Source organism: Compostimonas suwonensis (genome assembly GCF_002797855.1).
Taxonomy (GTDB): Bacteria; Actinomycetota; Actinomycetes; order Actinomycetales; family Microbacteriaceae; genus Compostimonas; species Compostimonas suwonensis.
The window spans coordinates 470,594-484,561 of sequence record NZ_PGFB01000003.1 but is presented as its reverse complement, the minus strand read 5'-3'; the positions used below and the strand labels follow the sequence as shown (position 1 = coordinate 484,561).

The window sequence follows — 13,968 nt, the reverse complement described above, 5'->3', positions numbered from 1 at the left end:
GCCTGTCCGGAAGCTAAGGCGCAACCGGGATGATCACGAACGGGTCACGACTGCGCCGAGCGGGCCCGGTGCGGCTTGCATCGCCCGCTCGACGGTGGCAGGGTGGTGCGCGCTGCACAATGGCGTGCGGCACCTAAACCTCCTCGCACGACCCGCTCCACCCCCACACCGCCGAGCACGAGTCCGAGCACGAGTCCGTTCGCGGGCGCGGCGCCTCGAACCCCGCGGTCGCGAACAGGCCCGCGCTCGACGAGACCGCGGCTACTCGAACGCCTCCGGCGGCGGGCAGGCGCACACGAGATTGCGGTCGCCGTACGCCTGGTCGATGCGGCGCACGGGCGGCCAGTACTTGTTCCGCACGAGCGAGCGCACGGGGTACACGGCGCGCTCGCGGTCGTAGGGATGCGCCCACTCCCCCATCACGATCGACTCGGCGGTGTGCGGCGCTCCCCGCAGCGGAGAGTCGTCGACGGGCCAGACGCCCGCGCCCACGGCGTCCGCCTCCGCCTTGATCTCGATCATCGCCTCGATGAAGCGCTCGATCTCGGCGAGGTCCTCGCTCTCGGTCGGCTCGACCATCAGCGTCCCCGCAACCGGGAAGCTCATCGTCGGCGCATGGAAACCATAGTCGATCAGGCGTTTTGCTACGTCGTCGACCGTCACGCCGGTCGCCTGCGTGAGCGGCCTCAGATCGAGGATGCACTCGTGCGCGACGAGCCCGCTGTCGCCCGTGTAGAGCACCGGGAAGTGCTCGCCGAGGCGTGAGGCGACGTAGTTGGCCGCGAGCACCGCCGCGCCCGTCGCGCGCTTGAGCCCGCCGGCGCCCATCATCCGCACGTAGGCCCACGAGATGGGCAGGATGCTGGGGCTGCCGTAGGGCGCGGCCGAGACCGGCCCACCCGCGTGCACGACGGTCGCGGCATCCGGAGTCGCGGCGTCCGACCCCGCGTCGCCCGCGTCTGCCCGCAGGTAGTGCTCGGCCGACTGTGCGAGCGGATGACCCGGCAGGAACGGCGCGAGGTGCGACTTCGCGGCGACCGGCCCGACACCCGGCCCGCCCCCGCCGTGCGGGATGCAGAAGGTCTTGTGCAGGTTGAGGTGGCTCACGTCGCCGCCGAAGTCGCCGAAACGCGCGAAGCCGAGCAGCGCGTTGAGGTTGGCGCCGTCGACGTAGACCTGTCCGCCGGCCTCGTGCACGGCCCGGCAGATCGCGCCGACCTCGCGCTCGTAGACGCCGTGCGTCGAGGGGTAGGTGATCATGAGCGCCGCGAGCGCGTCGGCGTGCTCGGCGATCTTCGCGCGCAGGTCGTCGAGGTCGACGTTGCCGAGCTCGTCGCATGCCACCACGACGACGCGCATGCCGGCCAGGACGGCGGATGCCGCGTTCGTGCCGTGCGCGCTCGACGGGATGAGGCACACCGTGCGCCCGGCGTCGCCGCGCGAGAGGTGGTAGCCGCGGATCGCGAGGAGCCCCGCGAGCTCGCCCTGGCTGCCCGCGTTGGGCTGCAGCGAGACCGAGTCGTAGCCGGTCACGTCGGCGAGCCAGGTCTCGAGCTGGCCGATGAGATCGAGGTACCCCGCGACATCCTGCGCCGGTGCGAAGGGGTGGATGCCGGCGAACTCGGGCCAGCTCACCGCCTCCATCTCGGTGGCCGCGTTGAGCTTCATGGTGCAGGAGCCGAGCGGGATCATGCCGCGGTCGAGCGCGTAGTCCTTGTCGGCGAGGTACTTGAGGTAGCGCATCATGCTCGTCTCGGAGCGGTGCGTGGTGAAGACCGGGTGGGTGAGATAGGCGCTCTGCCGCGCGAGCTCCACGGGGAAGTTGCGGGCGATCGCGTAGTCCCAGGCCTCCTCGACGCCGAAGGCGGCCAGCACGGTCGCGATGTCGTCGTCGCTCGTCGTCTCGTCGACGGAGATGCCCACGCAGTCCTCGCTCGAGAGGTGCAGGTTGACGCCGGCCGCGTGGGCCGCGTCGACGATCTGCGCCGCCCGGCCGGGCACACGCACGCGGATGGTGTCGAAGTAGTCCTCGTGCTCGAGGTCGAGGCCGCCATCTTCGAGGGCGTCGGCGAGAGCGGCCGTCGTGCCGTGCACCTGCTCGGCGATGTGCCGCAGGCCGTCGGGCCCGTGGTAGACCGCGTACATGCCGGCCATGATCGCCAGCAGCACCTGGGCGGTGCAGATGTTCGAGGTCGCCTTCTCGCGGCGGATGTGCTGCTCGCGCGCCTGCAGGCTCAGCCGGTAGGCGGGGTGGCCCGCGGCATCCACGCTGACTCCGACCAGGCGGCCGGGCAGCTGGCGTTCGAGGCCTGCGCGCACGGCCATGTAGCCCGCGTGCGGGCCGCCGAAGCCCATCGGAACGCCGAAGCGCTGGCTCGTGCCCACGGCGATGTCGGCGCCGAGCTCGCCGGGCGAGGCGAGCAGGGTGAGGGCGAGCAGGTCGGCCGCGACGACGGCGAGCGCGCCGCAGTGGTGGGCGACCTCGATGATGTCTTTCGGGTTCCAGACCCGCCCGGACGCGCCCGGATACTGCACGAAGACCCCGAAGGCGTCCTCGAGCGGATGGCCGTGCGCCGTCGGGTGGTCGAGCCGGTCGAGCTGCACCTCGACGATCTCGATGCCGACGGCCGCCGCGCGCGCGGTCAGCAGCGCCTTCGTCTGAGGCAGGGCGTCGTGGTCGACGACGAAGCGGTTCGACTGCGACCTCGAGGCCCGGCGTGCGAGCATCATGCCCTCGACGACGGCCGTGCCCTCGTCGAGCATCGAGGCGTTCGCCGTGTCGAGGCCCGTGAGCTCGGCGATCATCGTCTGGAAGTTGATGAGCGCCTCGAGACGGCCCTGCGAGATCTCCGGCTGGTACGGCGTGTAGGCCGTGTACCAGCTCGGGTTCTCGAAGACGTTGCGCTTGATGACCGAGGGCGTGATCGTGTCGTAGTAGCCGAGGCCGATCATCGAGCGGTTCACCCGGTTGCGCGCGGCGAAGGAGCGCAGCTCGGCGAGCGTCTCGCGCTCGGTCGCGGCGGGCGGCAGCACGCTCTGCGTCGCCGCGCGGAAGCCGTCGACGTGAATGGATGCCGGGACGGCGGCATCCACGAGGGCGTCGACCGACTCGTAGCCGAGGCGGGCGAGCATGGTCTGCTGGGCGGCCTCATCGGTTCCGATGTGCCGCGTGACGAAGGCGTCCGACATCTACTCCCCCACCAGCGCGGTGTACTCGTCATGGCTCAGCAGCACGCCGCCGAGCTCGGTGAACGCGACCCTGATGAGCCAGCCCTCGCCGAACGGGTCGCTGTTGACGAGCTCGGGGTTCGAGACGACGGCGTCGTTGATCGCCCGCACGGTGCCGTTGACCGGCGCGAAGAGCTCGCCGACCGACTTCGTCGACTCGATCTCGCCCACGACCCGGCCCTCCGCGACCTCGCTGCCCACGGCGGGCAGGTCGACGTAGACGACGTCACCGAGCTTCTCGGCCGCATAGTCGGTGATGCCGACCGTCGCGAGCTGCTCGCCGTCGACCTCCTCGACACGGATCCACTCGTGTTCGGCGGTGTACTTCAGTTCGCTCAGTTCGGGCATCTCAGTTCTTCTTTCTGCGGTAGAAGGGCAGCTCTGTCACGGTGTAGTCGAGTCGTTTGCCCCGGATGTCGACGCTCACGACCGTTCCGATGCGCGCGTGACGCGGGCCGAGGTAGCCCATCGCGACGGGGTGGCCGAGGGTCGGCGAGAGGGCGCCGGAGGTGATGATGCCGATCGGGGGCGCTGCGGCATCCGAGGGCGCGGCATCCCCGAAGATGTCGTAGCCCGAGCGGGCAGCGCGCTTGCCCTCGGCCACGAGGCCCACGAGCACCCAGGCGTCGGCCGCCGGGCCCTCCTCGGTCGCCTGCCGGCCCACGAAGTCCCCGGTCTTGGAGAGGTTGACGACGCGCCCGAGCCCGGCCTGCACGGGGTAGGTGCCGAGTCCGAGCTCCTGGCCGTAGAGCGGCATGCCCGCCTCCAGGCGCAGGGTGTCGCGGCTCGCGAGGCCGGCGGGAACGAGGCCGTGCGGGGCGCCGGCCTCCAGCAGTGCGTCCCAGAGCTCGGGCGCGCGGTCGGGGCTCGTGTAGAGCTCGAACCCGTCTTCGCCCGTGTAGCCGGTGCGCGCGACGAGCACGGGCTGCCCGCGGAAGAGGCCCGCGAGCGACCAGTAGTACTTGAGGGCGCCGAGGCGCTCGGCGACATCCGAGCCGTCGGGGTGGCCGCCCTCGATCTGGAACCCGGGCGTCTCGAGCAGGATCTGCTGCGCCCGGGGGCCCTGGATCGCGAGAAGCGCGACGTCGTCGCTCTCGTCGTACACGTTCGCGTCGAAATCGGCGAGCCGCTCCCGCAGCGCGTCGGCAGCGGACTCGTGGTTGGCCGCGTTGGCCACGATGAGGAAGCGGTCGTCGCCCGTGCGGTACACGACGACGTCGTCGACGACGCGGCCCGAGGCCGAGAGGATGAGGGTGTACTTCGCCTGGCCCACGGCCTGCGCCGACGGCGTGCCGGCGAGCGCGTAGTCGAGGCCCTGCGCGGCGGCGGGCCCGAGCACGACGATCTCGGCCATGTGCGAGAGGTCGAAGAGCCCGGCCGCGGTGCGCACGGCGTGATGCTCGGCGAGATCGCTCGTGTAGCGCACGGGCATCTGCCAGCCGGCGAAATCGGTGAAGCTCGCCCCGGCGGCGAGGTGCGCCTCGTGAAGCGGGGAGAAGCGCTGCGAGGCGGCTTCCGCAGGAGCTGCGGAGTCTACGGAGTCCAGGGGGCCTGCGGGGTCCAGCGGGCCTGCGGGTTCTGACGGGTCTGACATGGGATCGAGTTCTCCAAGTCTGCGCCGGCCGCACGGGCCGAGCGAGAGTGGCACGACACCCGGGCGGGTGCCGGTCGAGAACTCCCCCTCTGTCATCCGGCCTGAGAGTTTCACCGCGACATCCGCTTCGACAGCTCGTCGACCGCGGATGCGGGCTTTCACCGTGGGCGAGCAGTACGCAGGCACGGATGCCGGGACTGCTGCTTTCCAGAGTGGCCAGTTCGACGCGGTACGCGCACCTGAGAGATTGTCGGGGAGGATTGCTCCTTCGGTGTCCTTCGACGCTCACGCGGCGGCGGACTCTCCCGCATCGACCTATATGGCCCGGTGTTCGGTTGTGGGTGGTGCTGCTGTGCTGTACTGCTGTGCCGTGCTGTACTACTGTGCGGCCAGCCTACCGCTCTCCTGTTTCGTGCGTGTGACCGACGCCGCGGCATCCGCCCGGTCTGCCCGATCGGTGCTGAGCGCGGAGGCGTTGCGCAGGAAGACGATGATCCAGCTGAAGATGAGCACGGCCGCCACGAGCTCGACGGCCGTGAGGTTGTAGTAGCCGATCGCGAAGAAGACCGCCGTGAGCACGATCACGACGATGAACACGTAGCCGATCGCGACGAAGACGCGGGGCATGGTGGGCAGGAGCCACGGCAGGCCGATCACGATGCCGAGGAAGACGACGACCATGCCGGTCGCGACCGTGTTGTGCACGAGCAGGAAGCGGTCGACGGGGAAGACGCCGACGCAGGCGAGCAGGGCCCCGATCGCGACGAGGCCCCAGCGCACGATCCGGGCGCCCGCGCCGACCGGGGCGCCCGGAGCGACGAGCCCCGCCGTGGCGTAGCGCGCGACGGTCGTCACGATGACGCCGGCGACGATGAGCGTGAGGTTGAAGGTCATCGCCGAGAGGTCGTCGGTCATGCCGAGGGCGCTCAGGTTCTCCTTCCACCAGTGCGGATCCTTCGCCGTGAGCATGCTCGTGACGGCGCCGATCACGAGAAAGCCCGCGAGCACGGCGGAGAGCCGCACGGGTGTGATGGTGAGGGCCGAGAGGCAGACGAAGTAGGTGGTCACCGCGGCCGCGGCACCCGTCAGCACGAGCGCGGGGATGCTGTAGACGACGGCGTCCTGGAACGACTTCTCGAGGATGTCGGCGATCGCCGTCCACAGCAGCAGGCAGATGATGGCGTGCGCGAAGCCGATCGCCACGACGTCGAGCACCCGCGAGGCGAGGCGGGCATGCGCGTGCCCGCCGCTCGACGACGGGATGCGCGGAGTGGTGACGCCACCCGGCTCGAAGAGCGACAGAGCCGGGGCGCGGTCGACGATCACACGCGTTCCCACGAAGGTCAGGAACGCCAGGATCCCACCCGTGATCGCCACGAACTGGCCGAGCGACCCGACTCCCGAGATCGGGATGTCGCGCCCTCCGAAGACGAGCAGGGCGACGAGCGAGGCCAGCACGAACCCGGCGGCGCCCACGAGGAGCGCGAACGACTCCGTCGAGCTCGCGCTGCGCACGAACCGCTCCCGGAACCTCTCCACCGCTCCCGCACGAGACATGTCTCTCCCCCCCCCCTCCGCTCGCCCTGCACTTGCCCAGAGTGTAGCGAGAAGCCTCTCTCGTGGCGCACCTTGTTCGTCGCGGCGCACCAAAGAACATGCGCCCCGACGAACAAGGTGCGCCGCGACGCATGGGAAGCGATTATGCGTTCGGGTCAGAGTGACACTAAGATGATTCCATAGTTAGTGTCATTGTGACTTTTACAGGGTCGAGACGCAGGGTCGAGACGCAGGAAGGCGAGAAGGATGCCGGGCACGACCGCGAGCGCCGCAACGCACGAGACGCGCGAGACTCCCATCTCCGCCCCCGTGATCCTCGCCGTCTCGACCGTCATCTTCGCTCTGCGCCCCAACGAGACCGGCCCCGCCACCGTGTGGATCCCGCTCGTGCGCCGCATCCGCGAGCCCTTCGAGGGCCTCTGGGCGATCCCGGGCGGCGCGCTCCGCGCCGACGAGGATCTCGCGAGCGCAGCACGCCGCACCCTCGAGGAGACGAGCGGCCTCACCCCGCGCTACCTCGAGCAGCTCTACGCCTTCGGCTCGGTCGACCGCGCACCCGGCACCCGGGTCGTCTCGATCGTCTACTGGGCGCTCGTGCGCAGCGAGGAGGCCGCGAAGGCCACCGAGAGCGAGAACGTGCGGTGGTTCTCCACCGACGAGCTGCCCACCCTCGCCTTCGACCACAACGAGATCGTCGCCTACGCGCTGTGGCGCCTGCGCACCAAGATGGAGTACAGCCGCATCGCGCACGCATTCCTCGGCGACACCTTCACACTTGCCCAGCTGCGCGAGGTCCACGAGGCCGTGCTGCAGCGCCCGCTCGATCCGGCGAACTTCCGCCGCATGATCGAGGCCTCCAAGACCGTGGTCGACACCGGGCAGCGCGTGACAGGAACACGCCATCGGCCACCCCGCCTCTACCGCTACGACAGCTCGATCGACCTCGCAGACGTCGGCCCCCTCTCGTCGATCTAGGGACGTCCCCGCAGAGAACCTGCAGAGCACGCAGAAGCACAACAGAAACCACCACCGAGGAGTACCCGTGTCATCCGTCGACACCACCATCCAGCTCATCACCCGCGGCGAGGCCGCCGGCGAGACCTGCGGCCCCGAGCTCGCGGAAGGCCCCTGGGTCTTCGACCTGCAGGCCCCGAGCTACGGCCCCGGGGCATCCGTCGCCGACCCGATCCCGGCGAGCACGCCGCGCCAGGGCGAGCTCCCCGAGGTCTACCGCACCGCGAGCCGCGACGAGCTGCACCACCGCATCCTCGACGCGAAGAAGACGCTCGGCGATCGGGTCGTCGTCCTGGGGCACTTCTACCAGCGCGACGAGGTCGTGCAGTACGCCGACTTCGTGGGCGACTCCTTCCAGCTCGCCAACGCGGCGAAGGCCAAGGCGGATGCCGAGGCCATCGTCTTCTGCGGCGTGCACTTCATGGCCGAGACGGCCGACATCCTCTCGCGCCCTGAGCAGGCCGTCATCCTGCCGAACCTCGCCGCGGGCTGCTCGATGGCCGACATGGCCGACATCGACTCGGTCGAGGAGTGCTGGGAGCAGCTCGAGGAGCTCTACGGCACCGAGCCGGACGCCGACGGCCGCGTGCCGGTCATCCCCGTGACCTACATGAACTCCTCGGCAGCGCTCAAGGGCTTCTGCGGCGAGCACGGCGGGATCGTCTGCACCTCCTCGAACGCCGAGACCGTGCTGACGTGGGCCTTCGAGCGCGGCCAGCGCGTGCTGTTCTTCCCCGACCAGCACCTCGGGCGCAACACGGCGAAGGCCATGGGCGTGCCACTCGACCAGATGCCCCTGTGGAACCCGCGCAAGCCGCTCGGCGGCACCGACGAGCAGACGCTCACCGACGCCCGCGTCATCCTGTGGCACGGCTTCTGCTCGGTGCACAAGCGCTTCACCGTGGCCCAGATCGAGAAGGCACGCGCCGAGCACCCCGACGTGCGCGTGATCGTGCATCCCGAGTGCCCCATGCCCGTCGTCGACGCGGCCGACGAGTACGGCTCGACCGACTACATCACGAAGGCGATCGCGGCGGCGCCCGCCGGCTCGACCTTCGCGATCGGCACCGAGATCAACCTCGTGCAGCGCCTCGCGAACGAGTATCCGCAGCACACGATCTTCTGCCTCGACTCGGTCGTCTGCCCCTGCTCGACGATGTACCGCATCCACCCGGGCTATCTCGCCTGGGTGCTCGAGGAGCTCGTGGCGGGGCGTGTCGTCAACCGGATCAGCGTGCCCGAGACGGTCGTCGCGACCTCGCACATCGCCCTCGAACGGATGCTGGCGGCCAAGCCGTGAGCGGCGGCGACACCGACATGAGCACCGGCACGGTCATCGTCGTCGGCAGCGGCATAGCGGGCCTCGTCGCGGCGGTGCGCGCGAGCCGTCACCACGAGGTGACGCTCGTGACGAAGGCCGAGCTCGCCGAGAGCAACACGCGGTATGCCCAGGGCGGAATCGCCGCGGCCCTCTTCGACGACGACAGCGTCGCGTCCCACGTGGCCGACACCCTGCGCGCGGGGGCCGGGCTGTGCACTCCGGCCGCCGTCGAGGTGCTGTGCGGGGAGGGACCGGAACGCGTGCGCGACCTCATCCGCTGGGGCGTCGAGTTCGACCGCGACGGCGACTCCCTCGCCCGCGGCCTCGAGGCGGCGCACTCGAGCGCCCGGGTGCTGCACGCGGGCGGGGACGCCACGGGCTCGGCCATCGAGACGGCGCTCGTCGCCGCCGTGCGCCAGACGGCCGTGCGGATCCTCGAGAACACCTTCCTGCGCGAGCTCGTCGTGGCCGACGGGCGGGTGACGGGGGTCGACGTCATCGGCGCCGACGGGCGACGGTCCCGGCTGCTCGCCGACGCCGTCGTGCTCGCCACGGGCGGCGCGGGCCAGCTCTTCCCGCACACCACGAACCCGACCGTCGCGACGGGCGACGGCACCGCCGCGGCTCTGCGCGCGGGAGCGGCGATCGCCGACAGCGAGTTCTACCAGTTCCACCCCACGGCCCTCGCGATCGGCGACACCTTCCTCGTCTCCGAGGCCGTGCGCGGCGAGGGCGCCGTGCTGCGCAACGAGGCCGGCGAGCGGTTTATGCTCGCCGTGCACCCGGATGCCGAGCTCGCACCCCGCGACGTCGTCGCCCGCGGGATCGCGGCCGAGATGGCCCGCCAGGGCGGCCGGCCCGTCGTGCTCGACGCGACCGTGCTGGGCGCCGGGCTCGCCGCGCGGTTCCCGGGCATCACCGCGGCCTGCCTCGCACGCGGCATCGACTGGACCGTCGAGCCCGTGCCCGTGACCCCCGCCGCCCACTACTGGATGGGCGGCGTCGCGACCGACGTGAACGGCCGCACGAGCCTGCCCGGCCTCTGGGCCGTCGGCGAGGTCGCCTGCACGGGCGCGCACGGCGCCAACCGCCTCGCCTCCAACTCGTTGCTCGAGTCGATCGTCTTCGCCTGGCGCGCGGCCGACGACCTCGACGGGGCGGCGCTCCCCGCTGGGACGCTCTCTGCTGAGGCCGGGCTTCCGGCGGGCTTCGAGACCCCGCGAACGGATGCCGCGACCGAGGCCGAGGGCGGCATCCGCCCGATCGTCGACCGGGCCGAGCTGCAGCGGGTGCTGTGGGATGCCGCGGGGCTGAGCCGTTCCGCTGAGGGCCTGCTCGCGGCATCCGCCCGCCTCGCCGGCTGGCGCGGAGCCGACCCGGCCACCGCGACCACCGCCCAGCTCGAGGACGCCAACCTGCTCGACCTCGCCCGGGTGCTCGTGACCGCCGCCCTCGCCCGCGAGGAGTCGCGCGGCGCGCACGAGCGCAGCGACTTCCCGCTGACCGACCCCGCCCTGGCCGTGCACCTCACGACCGCGCGCGCCGCGGCACACAACACCAGAGCACGCCAGACCACGCCAGCCCGAGAGGTGCCCGTTCCATGCTGACCCAGAGTGCCATCGACCGCGTCGTCCGCAACGCCCTCGACGAGGACGCCCCGTGGGGCGACCTCACGAGCGAACTGCTCATCCCGGCCGAGGCGGTCGCGAGCGCGCGGCTCGTGGCCCGCGAACCCGGCGTCTTCAGCGGCGGGCGGGTGTTCGCCACCGCCATGGCCCTCACCGACCCGGCGATCGTCGTCGAGTTGCTCGTCGACGACGGCGCGGGCTTCGAGACACGCGACACCCTCGCGATCGTCACAGGCCCGGCCCGCGCGGTGCTCACCGCCGAGCGCGTCGCCCTCAACCTCGTGCAGCGGATGAGCGGCATCGCCACGATGACCGCCCGCTACGTCGCCGAGGTCGCCGACACCCGCGCGCGCATCGTCGACACCCGCAAGACCACGCCCGGGCTGCGGGCGCTCGAGAGGCACGCCGTGCGCTCCGGCGGCGGCCACAACCACCGCTTCTCGCTGAGCGACGCCGTTATGGCGAAGGACAACCACCTCGCCGTCCTCACCGCCCACACGGGCGCCACGATCACGGAGGCCCTGCTCGCCGTGCGCGAGCAGCTCTCGCACACGACCCACCTCGAGGTGGAGGTCGACCGCATCGACCAGATCGAGCCCGTGCTCGCGGCCGGCGTCGACACGATCATGCTCGACAACTTCACCGTCGAGCAGCTGCGCGACGGCGTCGCCCTCGTGGGCGGCCGTGCGATCGTGGAGGCGAGCGGCAACGTCACTCTCGAGACCGTGCGGGCCATCGCGCAGACCGGGGTCGACGTCATCTCGGTCGGCGCGCTCACCCACAGCGCCCGGGGCCTCGACCTCGGGCTCGACGTCGGCATCGACACGAGCTCATGATCTACCTCGACTCGGCCGCGACGACCCCGGTGCGCCGGGAGGCGATCGAGGCCATGTGGCCGTACCTGACCGGCGAGTTCGGCAACCCGTCGAGCCACCACCGCATCGGCGAGGCCGCGGCCGCCGCGCTCCTCGACGCCCGTCGCGCCGTCGCCTCCTGGCTCGGCAGCCGGGCGTCCGAGGTGGTCTTCACCTCCGGGGGCACCGAATCGGACAACCTCGCCATCAAGGGCCTCGCGCTCGGCGCCCCGCGCGGCCGGCACCTCGTCACGAGCCCCATCGAGCACGAGGCCGTGCTCGAGTCGGTCGACTATCTGCGGCGCTTCCACGGCTTCGAGGTGACGATGGCGGAGGTCGGCCACGAGGGCGTCGTGACCCCCGAGGCCCTGCGCCGCGTCATCCGCCCCGACACGACCCTCGTGACCCTCGCCTACGCCAACAACGAGGTCGGCACGGTGCAGCCCATCGCCGAGCTGGCCGCCGTCGCGCACGAGAGCGGTGCGCTCGTGCACACGGATGCCGTGCAGGCCGCCGGATGGCTCGACCTCTCGGTGCGCGAGCTCGGCGTCGACGCGCTGAGCCTCTCGGGCCACAAGCTCGGGGCGCCGAAGGGGGTCGGCGTGCTCTACGTGCGCGGCCGCCTGGCCCTCGAGCCCCTGCTGCACGGCGGCGGGCAGGAGCGCGGCGCCCGCTCCGGCACCGAGAACGTCGCGGGAGCCGTCGCCCTCGCCGCGGCCGCCCGGCTCGCCGAGGCGGAACGAGCGGATGTCGCCGCCCGCGTGACGGCGTTGCGCGACGACTTCATCGACGCCGTGCTGGCCGCCGTGCCCCGGGCGCTGCTCACGGGCGCCCGCCACGAGCGTCTGCCGAACTCGGCCTCGTTCTGCTTCCCCGGCACGAGCGGCGAGTCCGTGCTGCTCGACCTGGAGGAGCGGGGAATCGTCTCGTCGAGCGGCTCGGCGTGCGCCGCGGGCAGCGACGAGCCCTCGCACGTGCTCGTCGCGCTCGGCTACGCACCCGAGGTCGCCCAGACCGCCGTGCGCTTCACCCTCGCCTCCACGACCACCCCTGCCGACCTCGCCGCGACCCTCCAATCCCTCACCCAGATCTTCTCTTCCCGCGAGTAGACGCGAATCGGGGGTCGAACCGGCGTTCGACCCCCGATTCGCGTCTACTCGCGGGCGTCAGTTCTGGGGGAAGCCGAGGTTGATGCCTCCGTGGGCGGGGTCGAGCCAGCGGGAGGTGACCGCCTTCGCTCGGGTGAAGAAGGTGATGCCCTCGGTTCCGTATGCTTTTGTGTCGCCGAAGAGCGAGGCCTTCCAGCCGCCGAAGGAGTAGTAGCCGACCGGAACGGGGATGGGCACGTTGATGCCGATCATCCCCACCTGCACCTCGCGCTGGAAAGTGCGCGCCGCCCCGCCGTCGTTCGTGAAGATCGCCGTGCCGTTGCCGTACGGGCTCGAGTTGATGAGCGCGACGCCCTCCTCGAAGGAGTGCACGCGCACAACCGAGAGCACGGGGCCGAAGATCTCGTCGCTGTACACGCGCGAGGAGGTCGGCACACGATCGACGAGGGTCGGGCCGAGCCAGAACCCGTCGCTCGACCCGTCGACCCGGATGCCGCGTCCGTCGACCACGAGCTCGGCGCCGTCCTCCGCCGCGATGTCGAGATAGCCGGCCACCTTGTCGCGGTGCTCGCGGGTGATGAGCGGCCCCATGTCGCAACCGCGGCGGCCGTCGCCGACCGTGAGCCGCGACATCCGCTCGGAGATCTTCGCGACGAGCTCGTCGGCGACCGGTTCGACCGCCACGACGACGCTGATCGCCATACAGCGCTCCCCCGCCGAACCGAAGCCCGCGTTGACCGCCGAGTCGGCGACGAGGTCGAGGTCGGCGTCGGGCAGCACGAGCATGTGGTTCTTCGCGCCGCCCAGGGCCTGCACCCGCTTGCCGCGGGAGGTGCCCGTCTCGTAGACGTAGCGGGCGATCGGGGTGGAGCCGACGAACGAGATCGAGGCGACATCGGGGTGATCGAGCAGCGCGTCGACGGCCACCTTGTCGCCGTGCACGACGTTGAGCACGCCGTCGGGCAGACCCGCCTCCTGCATGAGCCGCGCCATCCACACCGACGCCGACGGATCCTTCTCGCTGGGCTTGAGCACGACCGTGTTGCCGGCCGCGATCGCGAGCGGGAAGAACCACAACGGCACCATCGCCGGGAAGTTGAAGGGCGTGATGACGCCCACGACGCCGAGCGGCTCGCGCACCGAGTAGACGTCGACGCCGTTCGACACGTTCTGGCTGTACTCGCCTTTGAGCAGTTGCGGCACGGATGTCGCGAGCTCCACGATCTCGAGACCACGGGCCACCTCGCCCAGGGCATCGGAGAGCACCTTCCCGTGCTCCGCCGTGAGGATCTCGGCGACCTCCTGCCTGCGGGCGCTCAGCAGCTCGCGGAAGGCGAACATGATCTGCTGGCGCTTGGCGAGGGAGGTGTCGGCCCAGGCGGGGAACGCTGCTCTCGCGGCGGCGACGGCTGCGGCGACATCCGCCGCCGACGCCAGGCGCACCTCGCGCGCGACGACCCCCTCGGCCGGGTTGTAGACGGGTGCTGTGCGCTCGGATTCGCCGATGAAACCCGCGCCGCTGACCCAGTGTTCGACAGTGTCCATGCCACGACGATACTGCCGGGGCCTGCCGTGCGACCCCGTGGACATTTCCAATACACATTCCTCCGGGATTCCTGCGCCGCTCCCGCCGCGGTGTCCCTGCAAAAACAAACGGGTCAAT

At 71.1% G+C, this 13,968-nt stretch carries 10 protein-coding genes and 2 riboswitches; of the genes, 5 read left to right on the top strand and 5 right to left on the bottom strand.

The window, feature by feature from the left end; translation table 11 throughout:
- Positions 1–261: 261 nt before the first annotated feature.
- The 4 genes from gcvP to CLV54_RS10060 form a co-directional block, all read right to left on the bottom strand.
- Positions 262–3,189: an aminomethyl-transferring glycine dehydrogenase gene (gene gcvP, locus CLV54_RS10075; RefSeq protein ID WP_100344826.1), complete on the bottom strand. Its 2,928-nt coding sequence runs from the start codon at positions 3,187–3,189 to the stop codon at positions 262–264.
- Positions 3,190–3,576: a glycine cleavage system protein GcvH gene (gcvH, locus tag CLV54_RS10070; RefSeq protein WP_100344825.1), complete on the bottom strand. Its 387-nt coding sequence runs from the start codon at positions 3,574–3,576 to the stop codon at positions 3,190–3,192.
- 1 nt (position 3,577) lies between these two features.
- Positions 3,578–4,822 carry a glycine cleavage system aminomethyltransferase GcvT gene (gene gcvT, locus CLV54_RS10065; protein WP_100344824.1) on the bottom strand — a complete coding sequence of 415 codons (1,245 nt, stop codon included), beginning with the start codon at positions 4,820–4,822 and terminating at the stop codon, positions 3,578–3,580.
- 82 nt (positions 4,823–4,904) lie between these two features.
- Positions 4,905–5,038, bottom strand: a riboswitch (glycine riboswitch).
- Position 5,039: 1 nt separating this feature from the next.
- Positions 5,040–5,140: riboswitch (glycine riboswitch) on the bottom strand.
- Between the two features lie 60 nt (positions 5,141–5,200).
- Positions 5,201–6,379: a hypothetical protein gene (locus tag CLV54_RS10060; RefSeq protein WP_211294510.1), complete on the bottom strand. Its 1,179-nt coding sequence runs from the start codon at positions 6,377–6,379 to the stop codon at positions 5,201–5,203.
- Between the two features lie 246 nt (positions 6,380–6,625).
- Between CLV54_RS10060 and CLV54_RS10055 the strand changes: the two genes are divergently transcribed.
- The 5 genes from CLV54_RS10055 to CLV54_RS10035 all read left to right on the top strand — a co-directional run bounded on the left by CLV54_RS10055 (position 6,626) and on the right by CLV54_RS10035 (position 12,305).
- Entirely contained in the window at positions 6,626–7,354 is a 729-nt protein-coding gene (locus tag CLV54_RS10055) for an NUDIX hydrolase (protein ID WP_100344823.1), read from the top strand.
- 67 nt (positions 7,355–7,421) lie between these two features.
- A complete protein-coding gene (gene nadA, locus CLV54_RS10050; RefSeq protein WP_100344822.1) occupies positions 7,422–8,693 on the top strand; it encodes a quinolinate synthase NadA in 1,272 nt (423 codons plus the stop codon).
- A gap of 17 nt (positions 8,694–8,710) precedes the next feature.
- Complete coding sequence (nadB, locus tag CLV54_RS10045; RefSeq protein ID WP_100345043.1) at positions 8,711–10,321, top strand: L-aspartate oxidase; 1,611 nt, start codon at positions 8,711–8,713, stop codon at positions 10,319–10,321.
- The gene (gene nadC / locus CLV54_RS10040) at positions 10,315–11,178 is read left to right on the top strand and encodes a carboxylating nicotinate-nucleotide diphosphorylase (RefSeq protein ID WP_100344821.1); all 864 of its coding nucleotides are present in this window, start codon (positions 10,315–10,317) and stop codon (positions 11,176–11,178) included. Before nadB ends, nadC begins: the two co-directional genes overlap by 7 nt.
- Positions 11,175–12,305, top strand: coding sequence for a cysteine desulfurase family protein (locus tag CLV54_RS10035; RefSeq protein ID WP_100344820.1), 1,131 nt, complete (start codon positions 11,175–11,177; stop codon positions 12,303–12,305). Before nadC ends, CLV54_RS10035 begins: the two co-directional genes overlap by 4 nt.
- A 57-nt stretch (positions 12,306–12,362) precedes the next feature.
- Here the strand turns inward: CLV54_RS10035 and CLV54_RS10030 are convergent, their stop codons facing one another.
- Positions 12,363–13,850 carry a CoA-acylating methylmalonate-semialdehyde dehydrogenase gene (locus CLV54_RS10030; protein WP_100344819.1) on the bottom strand — a complete coding sequence of 496 codons (1,488 nt, stop codon included), beginning with the start codon at positions 13,848–13,850 and terminating at the stop codon, positions 12,363–12,365.
- Positions 13,851–13,968 lie beyond the last annotated feature (118 nt).

Bases quoted from the DNA above. Each gene is read 5' to 3' on its own strand.
- gcvP (WP_100344826.1), bottom strand. From the start codon at position 3,189: ATGTCGGACGCCTTCGTCACGCGGCACATCGGAACCGATGAGGCCGCC.
- gcvH (WP_100344825.1), bottom strand. From the start codon at position 3,576: ATGCCCGAACTGAGCGAACTGAAGTACACCGCCGAACACGAGTGGATC.
- gcvT (WP_100344824.1), bottom strand. From the start codon at position 4,822: ATGTCAGACCCGTCAGAACCCGCAGGCCCGCTGGACCCCGCAGGCCCC.
- CLV54_RS10060 (WP_211294510.1), bottom strand. From the start codon at position 6,379: ATGTCTCGTGCGGGAGCGGTGGAGAGGTTCCGGGAGCGGTTCGTGCGC.
- CLV54_RS10055 (WP_100344823.1), top strand. From the start codon at position 6,626: ATGCCGGGCACGACCGCGAGCGCCGCAACGCACGAGACGCGCGAGACT.
- nadB (WP_100345043.1), top strand. From the start codon at position 8,711: ATGAGCACCGGCACGGTCATCGTCGTCGGCAGCGGCATAGCGGGCCTC.
- nadC (WP_100344821.1), top strand. From the start codon at position 10,315: ATGCTGACCCAGAGTGCCATCGACCGCGTCGTCCGCAACGCCCTCGAC.
- CLV54_RS10035 (WP_100344820.1), top strand. From the start codon at position 11,175: ATGATCTACCTCGACTCGGCCGCGACGACCCCGGTGCGCCGGGAGGCG.
- CLV54_RS10030 (WP_100344819.1), bottom strand. From the start codon at position 13,850: ATGGACACTGTCGAACACTGGGTCAGCGGCGCGGGTTTCATCGGCGAA.